The sequence below is a fragment of the Ralstonia pickettii genome (genome assembly GCF_000607165.1).
In the GTDB taxonomy this organism is placed as follows: Bacteria; Pseudomonadota; Gammaproteobacteria; order Burkholderiales; family Burkholderiaceae; genus Ralstonia; species Ralstonia holmesii.
In genome coordinates this window covers 147,295-162,088 of record NZ_JFZG01000008.1, presented here as the reverse complement: position 1 = coordinate 162,088, position 14,794 = coordinate 147,295, and the positions used below count along the sequence as shown (strand labels likewise).

The 14,794-nt window shown below is 59.7% G+C and carries 15 protein-coding genes; 12 read left to right on the top strand and 3 right to left on the bottom strand.

Features of this window, described 5'->3' with window-relative positions:
- Positions 1-15 precede the first annotated feature (15 nt).
- From gyrB to BG83_RS0112200, 4 genes are all read left to right on the top strand, one after another.
- A complete protein-coding gene (gene gyrB, locus BG83_RS0112210; RefSeq protein ID WP_024976990.1) occupies positions 16-2,544 on the top strand; it encodes a DNA topoisomerase (ATP-hydrolyzing) subunit B in 2,529 nt (842 codons plus the stop codon).
- A gap of 353 nt (positions 2,545-2,897) precedes the next feature.
- The gene (locus BG83_RS29280) at positions 2,898-3,746 is read left to right on the top strand and encodes a hypothetical protein (protein WP_152543697.1); all 849 of its coding nucleotides are present in this window, start codon (positions 2,898-2,900) and stop codon (positions 3,744-3,746) included.
- Entirely contained in the window at positions 3,727-4,521 is a 795-nt protein-coding gene (locus BG83_RS0112205) for an FRG domain-containing protein (protein WP_024976989.1), read from the top strand. The genes BG83_RS29280 and BG83_RS0112205 overlap by 20 nt, the downstream gene beginning before the upstream one ends.
- A gap of 84 nt (positions 4,522-4,605) precedes the next feature.
- Positions 4,606-5,439, top strand: coding sequence for a hypothetical protein (locus BG83_RS0112200; protein WP_152543696.1), 834 nt, complete (start codon positions 4,606-4,608; stop codon positions 5,437-5,439).
- 73 nt (positions 5,440-5,512) lie between these two features.
- Here BG83_RS0112200 and BG83_RS0112195 read toward each other — a convergent pair whose 3' ends face one another.
- A complete protein-coding gene (locus BG83_RS0112195; protein ID WP_024976987.1) occupies positions 5,513-5,983 on the bottom strand; it encodes a hypothetical protein in 471 nt (156 codons plus the stop codon).
- Positions 5,984-6,445: 462 nt separating this feature from the next.
- Complete coding sequence (locus tag BG83_RS0112190) at positions 6,446-7,372, bottom strand: HNH endonuclease (RefSeq protein ID WP_024976986.1); 927 nt, start codon at positions 7,370-7,372, stop codon at positions 6,446-6,448.
- 403 nt (positions 7,373-7,775) lie between these two features.
- On the opposite strand from BG83_RS0112190, the gene BG83_RS0112180 reads away from it, so the two are divergent.
- The 3 genes from BG83_RS0112180 to BG83_RS0112165 all read left to right on the top strand — a co-directional run bounded on the left by BG83_RS0112180 (position 7,776) and on the right by BG83_RS0112165 (position 10,088).
- Positions 7,776-8,144: a hypothetical protein gene (locus tag BG83_RS0112180; protein ID WP_024976985.1), complete on the top strand. Its 369-nt coding sequence runs from the start codon at positions 7,776-7,778 to the stop codon at positions 8,142-8,144.
- Between the two features lie 394 nt (positions 8,145-8,538).
- Positions 8,539-9,570, top strand: a complete 1,032-nt coding sequence (locus tag BG83_RS0112170) for a hypothetical protein (protein ID WP_024976983.1) — start codon at positions 8,539-8,541, stop codon at positions 9,568-9,570.
- A 29-nt stretch (positions 9,571-9,599) separates the two neighbouring features.
- Entirely contained in the window at positions 9,600-10,088 is a 489-nt protein-coding gene (locus tag BG83_RS0112165) for a hypothetical protein (protein WP_024976982.1), read from the top strand.
- 180 nt (positions 10,089-10,268) lie between these two features.
- On the opposite strand, the gene BG83_RS29830 is transcribed toward BG83_RS0112165, so the two are convergent.
- Positions 10,269-10,568, bottom strand: coding sequence for a hypothetical protein (locus BG83_RS29830; protein ID WP_024976981.1), 300 nt, complete (start codon positions 10,566-10,568; stop codon positions 10,269-10,271).
- 321 nt (positions 10,569-10,889) lie between these two features.
- Between BG83_RS29830 and BG83_RS0112155 the strand changes: the two genes are divergently transcribed.
- From BG83_RS0112155 to BG83_RS0112135, 5 genes are all read left to right on the top strand, one after another.
- Positions 10,890-11,654, top strand: coding sequence for a FadR/GntR family transcriptional regulator (locus BG83_RS0112155; RefSeq protein ID WP_024976980.1), 765 nt, complete (start codon positions 10,890-10,892; stop codon positions 11,652-11,654).
- Positions 11,655-11,676: 22 nt separating this feature from the next.
- Positions 11,677-12,504, top strand: coding sequence for a transporter substrate-binding domain-containing protein (locus tag BG83_RS0112150; protein WP_024976979.1), 828 nt, complete (start codon positions 11,677-11,679; stop codon positions 12,502-12,504).
- Positions 12,505-12,572: 68 nt separating this feature from the next.
- A complete protein-coding gene (locus tag BG83_RS0112145; RefSeq protein WP_024976978.1) occupies positions 12,573-13,304 on the top strand; it encodes an amino acid ABC transporter permease in 732 nt (243 codons plus the stop codon).
- The gene (locus BG83_RS0112140) at positions 13,301-13,954 is read left to right on the top strand and encodes an amino acid ABC transporter permease (protein WP_037031833.1); all 654 of its coding nucleotides are present in this window, start codon (positions 13,301-13,303) and stop codon (positions 13,952-13,954) included. Before BG83_RS0112145 ends, BG83_RS0112140 begins: the two co-directional genes overlap by 4 nt.
- Positions 13,941-14,678 (top strand): amino acid ABC transporter ATP-binding protein, encoded by a 738-nt coding sequence (locus BG83_RS0112135; RefSeq protein WP_024976976.1) that lies wholly within the window; start codon positions 13,941-13,943, stop codon positions 14,676-14,678. Before BG83_RS0112140 ends, BG83_RS0112135 begins: the two co-directional genes overlap by 14 nt.
- The last annotated feature ends 116 nt before the right edge of the window (positions 14,679-14,794 follow it).

The window sequence follows — 14,794 nt, the reverse complement described above, 5'->3', positions numbered from 1 at the left end:
TGCGAGCAGAACGACATGACCGAAGAGCAGAAACCGCAATCCACCCCCGCCGAGGCCCACAGCTATGACGCCGCCTCGATCCAGATCCTGGAAGGCCTGGAGGCGGTACGCAAGCGGCCGGGCATGTACATCGGCGACACCTCGGATGGCACCGGCCTGCACCACCTCGTGTTCGAGGTGCTGGACAACTCCATTGACGAGGCGCTGGCCGGGCATTGCACCGAGATCCAGGTCACCATCCACACGGACAACTCCATCTCCGTGATCGACAATGGCCGTGGCATCCCGACCGGCATCAAGTTTGACGACAAGCACGAGCCCAAGCGCAGCGCGACCGAGATCGCCATGACCGAGCTGCACGCCGGTGGCAAGTTCAACCAGAACAGCTACAAGGTGTCGGGCGGCCTGCACGGCGTTGGCGTGTCTTGCGTGAACGGTCTGTCGAAGTGGATGAAGGTGACGGTTCGCCAGGGTGGCAAGGTGCATTACATCGAGTTTGCACAGGGCGTTCCGCAAAACCGCCTGATCGAAACGGTGCAAGCGCCGGACGGCCAGATGGTCGAAGTCTCGCCGCTGCGCGTGTCGGGCACCACCGACAAGCGCGGCACCGAAGTGCACTTCCTGGCCGACGAAGAGATCTTCACCAACGTCGAATACCACTACGAGATCCTCTCCAAGCGCATTCGCGAGCTCTCGTTCCTGAACAACGGCGTGCACATCAGGCTGACCGACCAGCGCACCGGCAAGGAAGAAGACTTTGCCTTCTCGGGCGGCGTGAAGGGCTTTGTTGAGTACATCAACAAGAACAAGACCGTGCTGCACCCCACCATCTTCTTTGCCACCGGTGAGAAAGACGGTGTGGCCGTAGAAGTGTCGATGCAGTGGAACGACGCCTACAACGAGCAGGTGCTCTGCTTCACCAACAACATCCCTCAGCGCGACGGCGGAACCCACCTCACGGGCCTGCGCGCCGCCATGACGCGCGTCATCAACAAGTACATCACCGACAACGAGATCGCCAAGAAGGCCAAGGTCGACACCTCGGGTGACGACATGCGCGAAGGCCTGACCTGCGTGCTGTCCGTCAAGGTGCCCGAGCCCAAGTTCAGCTCGCAGACCAAAGACAAGCTCGTCTCGTCTGAAGTGCGCCTGCCCGTGGAAGACGTTGTGGCCAAGGCGCTGAGCGACTTCCTGCTGGAAACGCCCGTTGACGCCAAGATCATCTGCGGCAAGATCGTTGAAGCCGCCCGCGCGCGTGAAGCCGCCCGCAAGGCCCGCGAAATGACCCGCCGCAAGGGCGTGCTCGACGGCATGGGCCTGCCCGGCAAACTGGCCGACTGCCAAGAGAAAGACCCCGCGCTGTCAGAACTCTTCATCGTCGAGGGTGACTCCGCAGGCGGCTCTGCCAAGCAAGGCCGCGACCGCAAGTTCCAGGCAATCCTGCCGCTCAAGGGCAAGATCCTGAACGTCGAGCGCGCACGCTTTGACAAGATGCTCTCCAGCCAGGAAGTGCTCACGCTCATCACCGCCATGGGCACCGGCATTGGCAAAGACGACTACAACCTCGACAAGCTGCGCTACCACCGCATCATCATCATGACCGATGCTGACGTGGACGGCTCGCACATCCGCACGCTGCTGCTCACGTTCTTCTACCGCCAGATGCCCGAAATCATCGAGCGCGGCCATGTGTACATCGCCCAGCCGCCGCTCTACAAGATCAAGCACGGCAAGGAAGAGCGCTACATCAAAGACGACGTTGAGATGGCCGCCTACCTCGTGCGCCAGGCCCTGGACACCGCCGTGCTCGTGCGTGCCGACGGCACCGAGATTGCCGGCGACGCCCTGGCCGAACTCGCACGCCAGTACCAGCTCAGCCGCGGCGTGATCGAGCGCCTGTCTCGCGTGATTGACGCCGACGCCCTGCGCGCCATTGCCGAAGGCGTGGCCCTGGACCTCAGCAGCGAAGCCGCAGCCGAAGCCAGCGCCCGCACGCTCAAGGCCCGCCTGCTGGAAATGCAAGGCAACGCCAGCAACGCCAACGGCGGCGCCACCGCAGACGCCTTCATGCAGTACGACGAGAAGAGCGAGAAGTACCGCGTCATGGTGGTGCGCCGCCAGCACGGCAACCAGCGCCTCAGCCATATCGACGCAGACTTCGTGGCCGGCGCAGACTACGCCGCCCTGTCGGGCACCGCCGCCACCTTCCAGGGCCTGATTGGCGACGGCGCCAAGGTGCGCCGCGGCACCGGCGACAAGGTGCGCGAGCAGAACGTTGCCGACTTCCACGCCGCCATGACGTGGCTGCTGAGCGAAGCCGAGCGCGGCGTGAGCCGCCAGCGCTACAAGGGCCTGGGCGAAATGAACCCCGAGCAGCTGTGGGAAACCACCATGGACGTCACCCAGCGCCGCCTGCTGCGCGTGCAGATTGAAGACGCCATTGCCGCGGACCAGATCTTCACCACGCTAATGGGCGATGACGTGGAACCGCGCCGGAACTTCATTGAGAGTAATGCGTTGGTGGCGCGGAATATTGATGTTTGATAGCGGCGGAAAAACGTGGATGAAATGCCCCACTAGTTAATATTTTCTCTCCGATTTTCCGAGGAGAATTTGTGGGTAAAAAAGCCTGGGGCCGGTTGGCCCCAGGCTTTTTTCTTTGGCAGGCTGGGGCCTGCGAAAATTGCGTGCGCCCACTTTCCCGCGCCGCTAACTCGAACGAGGGGTGCGGGATGGCGGACTCTTCGAATATTCTCTGAGGCAGAGCGAAAATAATTTACATACACGAAAGTCAATTCTCGTTGACCAAGCGTAGAACGCTTCGAGGGGAAAGTAACATCATCCAGGTTTCGCTCGTGACGGAGCGATATTCTTTCGGGTTGAAAAACTATAGAGCCATGGCCTCAGTTGAATACAGCTTGTTTCGCGCGAAATTTGTAAAGCCTCTCCAAATATCTCTTTTTGATGCCCAAGTGACGCCAAGGGATTTGTTCTTGTCAGCGCTAAGCGAGAAGCCGTCCGCAGAGCTGCGCAAGGGCTACACCTGGCATATCGGGAATATCCAATACTTCACTCCAGATACCGGATACTTTGCTGTTGGACGAACAACCAACTCGACGATCGAGAAATTCGACGAAGAAAGCGGTAACTTCCTCGAGGAGGAGTTGGCTGCAAGCCCTTATACGCATTGCGTGTTCGATGCCAGAATTGGAATCTTGGGCATTGCGAAGAAAACTTCGTTGGCACAATCGGCGAAGGGTGTTGCGGCTCGTGTAGAGCAATTGCTATCAACGAGTAAGGTGATAGTACAAAACAACATTGCGGTAGAGGTGCACCCTATACCTGACCCGGAAGGATTTTTGCGTGCTCTCAATACTGCGCATAGAGTAACGCGGTTTGCGGCGACGTTCCACGGTCCGAATCCGTTTGACGCGGATGAGTATTTCCAAAAGCCATTGGCGGTGTATCTTCAAGCGGCAAGCGGGGAGCGAGGAAAGACACAAATACAAGGAGAGGATCTCAATCGAGAGGTTTTAGTTGAGGTAACAAGAAGTACCGCTGCTACCGGGAACGAAGCATCCGCGCGAATTACGAAAAGCAAAAATCAAAAGCCGATAACAATAAATTTGAAGGGTGACCCTATAAAGCGTCGATATGACGAAAATGAGCACTATCCGGATGCGGTGTTAAAGGATTTGTCCGATACATATAATAGGGTAAGAAGAGATGAACGAGATCAGGGTTGATTCGATTGATGAGTTAATTAGGAGGCTCAATGAATTTCCCAATAACTTTATTTTTCGAGGGCATGCTGACGCGAGCTGGGATCTTGCGTCTTCTCTTGAGCGAGTGATAGGCGCAAGATGGTCGGCGGAGGAGGCTAGGAAGTTTGAGGAGTTTTCAATTTCTCAGTTTCAATCGAAATTTCATTTGTACGATCGCGAAAACGTTGAGCCCACTTCTAAGTTGGCTTGGCTTTCCGTAATGCAGCACTACGGGGTCCCGACGAGACTGCTGGACTTCACAGAAAGTCCGTATATAGCGCTGTATTTTGCGCTTGAGGCATATGCTCCTCAAAGTAAGGCGGATTTATCGATATTCGCTATTGATTACTCTGGTGTGATGGATCGATCAATTATCCACATTAAGTCTAAGGATAATGGGTTTAGGGAGACGAGGGAATCGCTTTATGCGAAACAGGATGGGGTGTTTGAGGATATTGTCGATAGATTCTCGTACCCTATTGCTTGGGTCACAGAACCCAAGCAGCTAAATGCGCGTTTGGATCGGCAGGCGGGTTGTTTTCTTCTGTCGGGGGACAGAGGGGTTCGAATAAAGGATGTTCTGGAAAATTCCTTATATAAAGATGTTTCTTTTTTTAAAATTCACATCGCCCACGAGCTTTATGAGGGAATATTTGCGTTGCTTAGAAAGATGAATGTGACCAGTAAGAGCTTGTACGGAAATCTCGACGGTTTAGCTCGTGCTATTCGAATGCAAATGCAGATTTACTCGGTCTAGGTATAACATTTAAAAGAGCGGACAAGTAGGAAGGGTTGGTTTGGATGTGCATTTTCCGTTCGCATAACTATGTGAACACACATATTGATCGCGATTGCTGGGAAATCGTCAATCGATGGAAATGCTACCCCGATCGCTTTGTCTGTCACCCCAGCAAAACGGGGTATTTTTCAGCCACCTTTTGAACGTGGTCTGTATATGCAAAACTCGCCTCTCCATTCTCAGCGCACGCCCCCAAATCACAGCCCCGTCACGCGCCTCATCGCGGCCCTGAAGGCGGCTGACATTACAGAGGACGACAAGCTCTCCCGCAGGCAAACACTGTCCGCCGCCCTGGGCTTTCTCCTGGCATTGCTTGGCTTGGGCTTGTTTGCGCTTTACGAACGGCACTCGAACGAGGCATGGTTGGTATGGGCCTCTATGGCGGCACTAGGTGGCGGGACGGCTTGGTCCGTGGTTTTCACGGTCTTTGGCGGTAGAGAGATATTGCATATGCTGAAGCGATTCGAAATCGATGCGCTGACAGGAGCGGAACCGCGCATTGCTGAGCGTTATCGTCTGGCCCAGCGGATTGGTGCAGAGTTCGATGCCAACCAAATCGAGTTTGCCAAAGCTTATCTACAGGCCGGTTGCCAAGACGTGAGGTCGCGCATCGGCATGGGGGTCGGAGCGCTTGAGAAGATTGGCCTTCTACCCCTGGTGGCGTCTACGCTTGTCGCCCTCGCCAAAATGTATGAGAGCAGCCAGTTCGCGACGTTCTGGTGTGCGGGGGCGTTGGTCCTACTGTTGTTCTATCTCGGTGCAATGAAAATACTTGGCGCGACCCAGACTATCGACCGCCTTGTTCTCGTACTGAGCCATGCGGAGACCTACGCTGCCGAGCGATCCGGGCGGCAGCCTGTCAATTCCCAATGTTAGGAGTCTCGGGGGCTCCAAACGAAAGAAGCCGCCCCACGGGCGGCTCCTTTCAAACTATCAACAAGCCATCACCTCACTGCGCAGCTTCCTCGGCATTCTTCCGCGGCCCCCGGCTAAACCGAGCCGACAACGCCTGCCGAGCCGTATCCAACCCTTCCCCCTTACCCGCAACCTTCAGGAAGGCATACCCCTCCAGCGAACCCGTCATCAAATCGCTACCCAGGGCCAACTGCGAATCGCGCATCTTTTCGTAGAGCTTTTCAACGCGGACCAAACGAGGCCGCAGCGTGTCAAAGCCGGCCAGGTCACGCCGCAGTTCCGCAAGGTTGAAGTTAGCGGGCAAGACGCCGGGGTTATTACCCAACACCTCCACGGCTTTACGGCAGAACGCTTCCGACTTGTCGCCCATCTTCATGAGCGTGCTGCGTTGCTCGATCGACAAATCGATCAGACCAGCAAGCTTCTCTTCCAGTGTCTTCAGTGCGGCGTCGACGGCGGTCAGGTCAGCAGCGCTTGGCTGAAACGAAATCAGGTTTTGTGACATTGCAATCCTTATGGTTGGCAACGTTATGCCGATTGGCACAACCGGGCGAGATTGGCGCGCCGTTGCCTTGGTAGCAATGCAAGCAGCGACATTTGACAATTGGACCGGCGTGCTTCGAAGGAAACCGCTCGGTCGCCGCTTGTTTTGTTCAGTGTTGGCGGGTGACGTTCGACTCTTGGACAGTGGAGTTCGAGTGTTTGAGAGTCGAGCCTGACTCCCAAACTGTGGCGCTTCAGTGTCTAACGGTGGAGCGCGAGGCTCAAACACTGGCGCTTCAGTGTTCGAGGGTGATAACCGCCACCCTCAGACAGTGAGACTTCAGTGTTTGAGGGTGAAGCTCGACCGTCAGAGGGTCGGACTTCACCGTTTTAGGCTCAAGTGCGACTCTTCGAGTGTGGCGCTCCACGGTCTGATGGTGGAGCGCTAGCGTCAGACAGTCGACGACGCGGCGCTGACGGAAAGCTATTGACCGTTTCCGCCCGCGAACGGCGCTTCCTTTGCCGCGATGCGGGCGCGCAGCTCGTCGTTTCGGTGTTGGCCATTCTCGCCAAAGTGGATGAGGCGGTGACACGTGGGGCAGATCGCGCCGACGTACTTCGGGTGGTCTAGGCCGCCATCGGAAAGCCTGTTGATGTGGTGCGGTTCGAGATACGGCGTGCCGTCGCTTTTGCGATTGAACGGTGCCGGCGCCTCGCAAAGTTCGCAGTGGCCCTGCGCCCGCGCCAAGACATATCGCTTAACGCGGGCACTGCGCTGGTATGCGATCCGGACAGTCTCTTTCGCGTCGGCGATGGGCCCGCCGGGCTGACATGCAGCAATCGCCGCTTGCCTCAACGTCGACAGGTCCCCTGGCTGGCTCTCGGCCTTCGTCGCTCTGTTGTCGTCTTGATCCGGCAGATCGTCCAGTTCGCGACGCAGCGTGTTCGATACCGGCATCAGCCGGAACACAATCACATCGCGTTCGTTTCCATCGCGGTCTGCGTCTCGTTTGAAGAAGTGCGAATCACAGGCGAACTCGCCCAAGTACACGCATGGCTTCCCTTTGCCGGTCATCTGAAAGACATGCAGTGCGCGGCCGTCCTTCGCGTAAGAAGCGATGGCGAGGTTGCCCTTGCTCATCTTCATATTGCCGAGCTGCCCCTCACCAACGTAAAGCAGGTGACCGAACTCGTCGAATTCGTCCTTGTAGCCGTGCTGTTCGCCTGTCCCCGTAAAAAGAAAGACGGCGGGCGACAGTCGGGAGGGTGCTATGCCGCTTTGGCCGCTGCCTCCGAACTTTCCCGTGATCTCTTTTCTGCGGTTGTAGGCCTTCCCGACGACGAACTCGGGAATCTCCATTGCCGTTGCAGCCGTCTGCTGAACGGTGTCTTGATCCTCATTGGGCAGCATGCAATCCCCCCGGACTGGCTGTAAATTTTTGTGCCCATTTTATGTCACGCTAGTCCGCACAGAGCGGTGCTCTCAGTTGCTCAAGCCCTGCGGCATCAAGCCGCCGTCACTTTTCGTGCGGGAAATAAGGGGCTGCTTTTGGACTTCACTTTCGTATAATCCCCAGCGCTGCCGCACCAACGGCAGCCGGGTCTGGCGATCCGTCTGAAGTATTTCCTGTGAATGCATGTCGCCTCGCGCGACGTGCTGCGTTCGCTCGCGCAAGCCAGTTCATGGCGGGCCGGGCGGGGAGACCTTCGGGTCTGCCGGCGCCACAGGAGCCGGTTCGCCAGCCCCGCCGTCAGGCCCGCCACCCCTCATCTGGCGATGAGCGGCAGGCCTCTTCAATTCCTGTGGAGGCTTCATGCCAAGTTCTCAAAGCGGGCACCGCCCCGCGTCCTACCCATCTCCACCCGAACCACCCACGCACGCGCCCACGTCATCCGACACAGGCAGGCTCACCAAGAACCGCACCTACCTGAACGGCGCCATCGCAGCGCAGGCGTATCTCAAGCGCACGCGCACCGCCATGCGCACGCACGGCCAATGCCGCCCGGGCATGCTGCGCGAGCAGCTTCAACATCTGTCCGCGCACGCATTTCCGCCGGCCTTCATCAAAGGCTTTGTGGATGCGATTGATGCATACGTGTCGATGTCGCTCGGGGGCCGCGATGTCGATCCGCAAACGTGGGACGTATTAGCCGCCATAGAGCGGCGTGGCTACAGCCAGTAAAAACAGATTGACGCATTCCCGTGACGGGCGGGAATGCCAGCGCTTTTCCAGAACGCCGCAGGCAATTCGCACGCCCGCCGTCACAGCGGCGCTATTGGCGTTCCAACCTCCCTAACTCTTCAAGAACGGCATCCCGAAACTGGTCAAAGATCAGCCAGTTCTTGTACTCGGCGCGCCAGTGCCCCTTCCCCCGGCAGACTGGCTCCACCATCCTCCTCACTGATTCGTTGTACGGATGAAATACCGTCATGCTTCTGAACGGTAAATTTCGTGCGTAGACAGGCACCCCTAGAATCAGAAACATCCATTGCCCATTTCCTTGCAACATGTCGACCTCCGTGTGAATGACGGGGTCAGGCTAGGAGCGGCCGGGCGCAAAAAACACTCTCCAACCATGAACGAAACACTGGTGCAGGGAAATTCCGGCTTTGAAATCAACGAGTTGGACGCGGAGCAGGCGCAACAGGTCGCCGCGCTCCAAGCCTTCCTGGCATTCCATCAGCAGTTCGATCGCGAGACCAAAGCGCTCGCCGTGGCTCGGGCTCTTGCGCAAGCATCGTTGGAACGGCTCGAAAAGGGGCAGCCGATTGCCAAGTACAACTCGGCGAACATCGCCGACTTAGTCGACCAGAAGGTCGGACCAGATGGCGCAACGGCATGGTTGTCGAAGGTTTGGAAGGCGCTGGAGCAGTCCCTTGCAGAACGCCGGACGGGCATTCAAGACGTAGCACGGCAAGCGGGCACCAATATCTACGCGTGGCCCAAAAAGACACCGGGGGCAGGAGGGGCGGGCAATAGCTCGGAATACAGCATTGAGTTCTTATCTCTGCCGCAGAGCGACAACCCTGTCGTAACGCCCCAGCGGGGGGAGATCACCTACGTTCAAGAACTCACGTTGAAGCCGGCGTTCTGGGCCCGTCCGCTGTTCAAGAAAGGATTCCCCTTAAAAGGGTGGCGGCGCACAAGCTTCATCGCTTTCGGTGTTCTCGTCCTCCTAGCCGTCGGCGGCGCACTGCTGCTGACTTGGCTCGCCCTGAACAACCCGAGGGTGTCATCGTCCGCCAAAGACGTCGCTGTCTGGGTGCTGTTCGCCTTGATGGTGTCTTGGGTCGGCTATTCGGTACTAAAGCCCTTCTCCGACTTGGCAGACCTTCGCCTGATCATGGCGCCGGACGTGATGGTCGGATTTACCGAACTCAATGTTCAACTGGAACTGGCCCGAGAGCGGCCCGCCGATGATGAGCCGTATCGCGTGCTGCGGTTGGTGCGTTACTCGGCCAAATGCGCTGTCTGCGGTGAGACCGTTCACTTGGCCGACGGCAAAAGAGAGTTTCCCGGCAGGCTTGTTGGTAGGTGTTCAGAACAGCCGCGGGAGCACGTTTACTCCTTTGATCGACACACCAGAATCGGCAAGCCTCTTCGCTAGTCGTTGCGCAACGCAGGCTCCGTTCACACATGAACCCTTCACTAAAAGAAGAAAGCCCACTCGGCACCTATGCCGACCGCAATGGCAACTTCCGGTCGGAATACCAAATCGGCACCAGGCTGGTCTGGGTCGTCTGCCGGCATCACACCGGTTGCCAACAGTGTGCGGATAAAGCAGAAGCGTTGTTGCCCGACATCTGGGCTGCAATGCCAGACGCTGTTGCCATGGCCGAGGACTACTCGCGAACCGTCATTCCGGAATTCTGGCGCCAGCACGACATGTCGCAACGCGAAGGTGCGCGCTTGGCTGTATGGGGCATCACCATCGTCCCAAGCACCGGAGAGGCGACATTCGATATCTCCATGAACTTCGACTTTGACTTCGACTCTCCGACGTTCTCGAAAGACGATGTCCGGAAAGAGACGCCCATCTTGCTTCCCGATCTACCAGACCCGCATTACGTCTTTGTCGCCCGCAGCAGCAGTGGGCAGCTCACTGTGGTGTCTGGGCATGGCTGATCGCCAGATCAGCCATGAAACGTGGGCAATGCTCTCCCATAAAGCGGGCCGGCGAAAGCCAATAACGAGATCGGCCCATTCTCGTGACGGGTGGGGGTGCCAACGGAGATTGAGGTGGTGGTTCCGGCGCGCTCCGCACTGGCCATCGATGGCCGGCATGCGTGGCAGCGCGCAGATTCACTAACGCCCGTGACGCCCATCAATCCGATACCCGGGCTCCCACGTCACCTTCGCCGGCGCCAGCTCCTGCACGATCGACGCCTTGTGCTTCTCGCCCAGGTAATCATCCTCAATCAAAAACGCGATGGCGGCCGGAAACAATTCCCGCAGCCGTTGGCACGCATGCGTTTCTGAAAACCACGCTTGCGCCTCATCGGCGTCGATCGCCAGCTTGATGACATCCTGCGCAACTGGCGCTGACTGCGCGATGCCCCGATGCGGCTCTGGGCTGTAGGGGTAGAAGGTCGGAGTTGTCGCCATGCGCCTGAGTTGTCTACGTCGTCCATCGAGGTCACGTTTCTGGTGAAGCAATATAGCCGCGCCGCCCTGCCACAGGTGCAACGCTAGTTGGAGCGCGCTGCTCCCATCTCCCCACACGTCCCAAACCGGTGCACCCCGCACCAACTCCAAGCGCCCAATCCCACGCACCCCCCAGCGCACGCCTCGCCCAAGCGCACAGCCCAGGCAACCACCCACCCGCAGCACAGCCAAGAATACCGCTGGATGCTGCATGGCACAAAACTCGCATAAGCCGTGGGCGACCGGTCAGACCACGACCGTGTCTTTCCCAAACTTCGGCCCATGCACAGCATTCCTTCCTCCGTCGCGCAAGCACTCCAGCAACGCATCCTGAGCGGCGATTACCCCAGTGGCAGCCGCCTGCCGCCGCAGCGTGAGCTGGCGGAAACGCTGGGCGTGAGCCGCGCGTCGTTGCGCGAGGCGCTGACGGTGCTTGAGACGCTGGGCCTGGTCGACATCCTCCCCAGCCGTGGCGTGGTGGTGCGCGGCCAGAAGTTTGGCGCAGAGCGGGCCAGTGCCGAGCGCATGCATCGGCCGTTTGCCACGCCGGCGCTGGGCACGTTGTCGCCGCGTCAGTTGATTGAGCTGCGTCTGGTGTTGGAGCCCGGCTGGACGGCGCTGGCCGCCGCGCGCATGCATGCCGCCGGCCTGCGCCACCTGCAGTGGCTGCAGCAGCAGTTGGCCCATGCGCTGGAGCGCAATGATTTGCTGAGCGCGGCAGAGGCGGACTTGCACTTCCATGTGCTGCTCGCGCAGTTGTCCGGCAACCCGGGGTTGATGGCGATGGCCGGCCAGTTGGAGCACGCCATTGGCCACAGCCTGCGCCTGCCCTTTGCCCGCAACGGCGCAGACGACCACCCCGCGCACGAGCACGACGCCATCGTGCAGGCCGTTGCCGCGGGTGATGCCGTCGCCAGCGCAGAGGCCATGCGCGCGCATCTGTTGTCGGCCGCGCGCCGCAGCGGCATCGACTTGAGCGCGCCGCCCGCCACGCCCGAACCCATGCAGCACGAACCGGTTTCCTTTCGCCTCGCCTCGATTTCCTGAATTTCCTGAAGGAGTTTTTTGAATGATCCGCACCCTTGCTCTGCACCTGTCGCGTCATGCCTCGCGCCGCACCTTCTTCCACGCCGTCATGGCGGCCAGCGCGCTTGTCGCGTTGTTGCCGGGCCGCCCGGCCCATGCCGATACGCTGGCCAACATCCAGAAGGCCGGCGTGATCCGCGTGGCAATCCCGAATGACTTCCCGCCGTTCGGCTCGCTCGGTCCGGACTTGAAGCTGCAGGGCTATGACATCGACATGGCCGGCCTCATCGCCAAGGAACTCGGCGTCAAGGCAGAGCTGGTGCCCGTGACCAGCACCAACCGCATTCCGTTCCTGACCACGGGCAAGGTGGATGTGGTCATCTCCAGCCTGGGTAAGAACGCCGAGCGCGCCAAGGTGATCGACTTCTCGCAGGCGTATGCACCGTTCCCCAAGAGCGTGTACGGCCCGAAGGAGGCGTCGATCAAGGCGCCCGCTGACTTGGCTGGCAAGACGATTGGCGTCACGCGCGGCTCGACGGAAGACCTGGCCCTCTCTGCGCTGGCTCCGGCCTCGGCCACCATCAAACGCTATGAAGACAACAACGCCACCGCGCAGAGCTACCTGATCGGTCAGGTGCAGTTGGTCACGCTGGGCAACATCGTTGCCAACGCGGTGAACGAGCGCACGAAGCTGCGCCAGCTCGACGTGAAGTTCCCCGTGGAAGACACGCCGTGCTACGTGGGGGTGGCCAAGGGCGAGCCCGCGCTGCTGGACAAGGTGAACGCCATCATTACCAAGCTGAAGACGGACGGCCGCCTGAACGATCTGTCGCAGCGCTGGATCAAGATGCCGCTGCCGGCAAAGATGTAAGAACCGCGCACGCCTTCGCAACACAGGCCCGGCGCGCGCTTAGGTGTGCCGGGCCACGGATGACCTCCATGGCTTATCAATTCGACTTTGGCGCTGTCTTCAGTTACAGCGGCCAGCTCGCGCAGGGCGCGGCCTTTACGCTCGCGCTCACGGCGGCGGGCGCGGTGCTCGGTGGCGCCATCGGCATTGCCGGCGGTGTGTGCCGCGCCTGGCGCATCGCTCCGTTCAATGCGCTGTTCAAGGTGTATGTGGAGGGCATCCGCAACACGCCGTTCCTGGTGCAGTTGATGTTCGTGTTCTTCGGTTTGCCCTCGCTGGGTGTGCAGATCAACGAATGGCAGGCGGCGTTGCTCACGGCGGTGGTCAACCTGGGTGCGTACATCACCGAGATCGTGCGTGCGGGCATTCAAGAAACGCCGCGCGGCCAGTTGGAAGCAGCCAATGCGCTGGCAATGAGCCGCTGGGCCATCTTCCGGCATGTGGTGTTACGCCCGGCGTTGCAGAAGGTGTGGCCGGCGCTGAGCAGCCAAATCGTGATCGTGATGCTGGGTACGTCGGTCGTCTCGCAGATTGCCGCACAGGATCTGACCTTTGCCGCCAACTTCATCCAGTCGCGCAACTTCCGCGCGTTTGAAACCTACCTGGTGGTGACGGCGCTGTACTTTGCGCTGGCGCTGTTGCTGCGTCAGTTGCTGGCCTGGATCGGGCAGCGCTTTGTCGTGGGGCGTCGCGCGCCTGCAGCATCGGCAGCACCGCTTGCCACCACCAACGCAGCGACCACCACCGGAAGTGCAGCATGATCTCCGACATCCCTCTGTTGCCCATTCTCCTCAAGCTGGGGGAAGGGCTGCTCGCTACGCTCATGCTGTCGCTCATGGCCTTTGCGCTGGGCGGCACGGCCGGCCTGGTGGTGCTGTTTGCCCGCGTGGGCCGCAACGCCACGCTCCGGCGCGTGAGCAAGGCTTACATCCAGCTCTTTCAGAACACGCCGCTGCTCATGCAGATGTTCATCGTGTTCTTTGGTGCGTCCATGGCGGGGTTCGACATGTCGCCCTGGACTGCCGCCGCCATCGGCCTGACGCTATACACCAGCGCCTATCTGGCCGAGGTGTGGCGCGGCTGTGTGGAGGCCATCCCGCGCGGCCAGTGGGAGGCGTCTTCCAGCCTGGCGATGGGCTACTTCCAACAGATGCGTCACGTAGTGCTGCCGCAGGCGGTGCGCCTGTCGATTGCGCCCACCGTGGGTTTCTCCGTGCAGATCGTCAAGGGCACGGCGGTGGCCTCCATCATCGGGTTTGAAGACTTGTCCAAGCTGGGTTCGGTGCTGGCCAATGCCACCTTCCAGCCGTTCCTTATCTACGGGCTGGTGGCCGTTGCGTACTTCGCGCTGTGCTGGCCGCTGTCTCTCTGTGCCTCTCATCTGGAAAAGAAGCTCTATGCCGCTCGTTGATCTCTGCGCCGTACACAAGCATTACGGCAACAACCACGTTCTCAAGGGCGTCGACCTGCGCGTTGAAAGCGGCCAGGTGGTCGCCATCATCGGGCGCAGCGGCTCGGGCAAGAGCACGCTGCTGCGGTCCATCAACGGGCTGGAGGCCATCGACGACGGCCAGATCGTTGTCGACAACGCGGTGCTCAAGGGCTCGCAGGCCACGCCCGCGCAACTGCGCGCGCTGCGCCTGAACGTGGGCATGGTGTTTCAGCAGTTCAACCTGTTTCCGCACCTGACGGCGGGCGAAAACGTGGCGCTGTCGCCCGTGGTGGTCAAGGGCATGAAGAAAGCCGATGCCAACGACCTCGCCCGGCAGATGCTCGTCAAGGTCGGCCTGGCCGATAAGTTCGATGCGTACCCAGACCAGCTCAGCGGCGGCCAGCAGCAGCGCGTGGCCATTGCGCGGGCGCTGGCCATGCAGCCCAAGGTGCTGCTGTGCGACGAGATCACCTCCGCGCTGGACCCTGAACTGGTGAACGAGGTGCTGGCCGTGGTGAAGCAACTGGCGGCCGAAGGCATGACGCTCATCATGGTCACGCACGAGATGCGCTTTGCGCGTGACGTGGGCGATCAGCTCGTGTTCATGCATCAGGGGCTGATCCATGAAAGCGGGCCGGCCAAGGAGGTGTTTGCCAACCCCCAGACGGCGGAGCTGGCAGCGTTCATTGGGGCGGTGCAGTAGGCGGCCCTATGCCACCTCTTGCAGCCATTTAGGATTAGGCCGTTTCTAATCGTCCCACCTGGTGCCTTCTGACTATTTTGTTGGTGCGCTCAACATAATGGTTAGGGCGCCAAATC

Coding starts and splice junctions, on each gene's coding strand:
- BG83_RS0112205 (WP_024976989.1), top strand. CDS start 3,727: ATGAACGAGATCAGGGTTGATTCGATTGATGAGTTAATTAGGAGGCTC.
- BG83_RS0112190 (WP_024976986.1), bottom strand. CDS start 7,372: ATGCTGCCCAATGAGGATCAAGACACCGTTCAGCAGACGGCTGCAACG.
- BG83_RS0112145 (WP_024976978.1), top strand. CDS start 12,573: ATGGCTTATCAATTCGACTTTGGCGCTGTCTTCAGTTACAGCGGCCAG.
- BG83_RS0112135 (WP_024976976.1), top strand. CDS start 13,941: ATGCCGCTCGTTGATCTCTGCGCCGTACACAAGCATTACGGCAACAAC.
- BG83_RS0112150 (WP_024976979.1), top strand. CDS start 11,677: ATGATCCGCACCCTTGCTCTGCACCTGTCGCGTCATGCCTCGCGCCGC.
- BG83_RS29830 (WP_024976981.1), bottom strand. CDS start 10,568: ATGGCGACAACTCCGACCTTCTACCCCTACAGCCCAGAGCCGCATCGG.
- BG83_RS0112180 (WP_024976985.1), top strand. CDS start 7,776: ATGCCAAGTTCTCAAAGCGGGCACCGCCCCGCGTCCTACCCATCTCCA.
- BG83_RS29280 (WP_152543697.1), top strand. CDS start 2,898: ATGGCCTCAGTTGAATACAGCTTGTTTCGCGCGAAATTTGTAAAGCCT.
- BG83_RS0112155 (WP_024976980.1), top strand. CDS start 10,890: ATGCACAGCATTCCTTCCTCCGTCGCGCAAGCACTCCAGCAACGCATC.
- BG83_RS0112140 (WP_037031833.1), top strand. CDS start 13,301: ATGATCTCCGACATCCCTCTGTTGCCCATTCTCCTCAAGCTGGGGGAA.
- BG83_RS0112170 (WP_024976983.1), top strand. CDS start 8,539: ATGAACGAAACACTGGTGCAGGGAAATTCCGGCTTTGAAATCAACGAG.
- gyrB (WP_024976990.1), top strand. CDS start 16: ATGACCGAAGAGCAGAAACCGCAATCCACCCCCGCCGAGGCCCACAGC.
- BG83_RS0112195 (WP_024976987.1), bottom strand. CDS start 5,983: ATGTCACAAAACCTGATTTCGTTTCAGCCAAGCGCTGCTGACCTGACC.
- BG83_RS0112165 (WP_024976982.1), top strand. CDS start 9,600: ATGAACCCTTCACTAAAAGAAGAAAGCCCACTCGGCACCTATGCCGAC.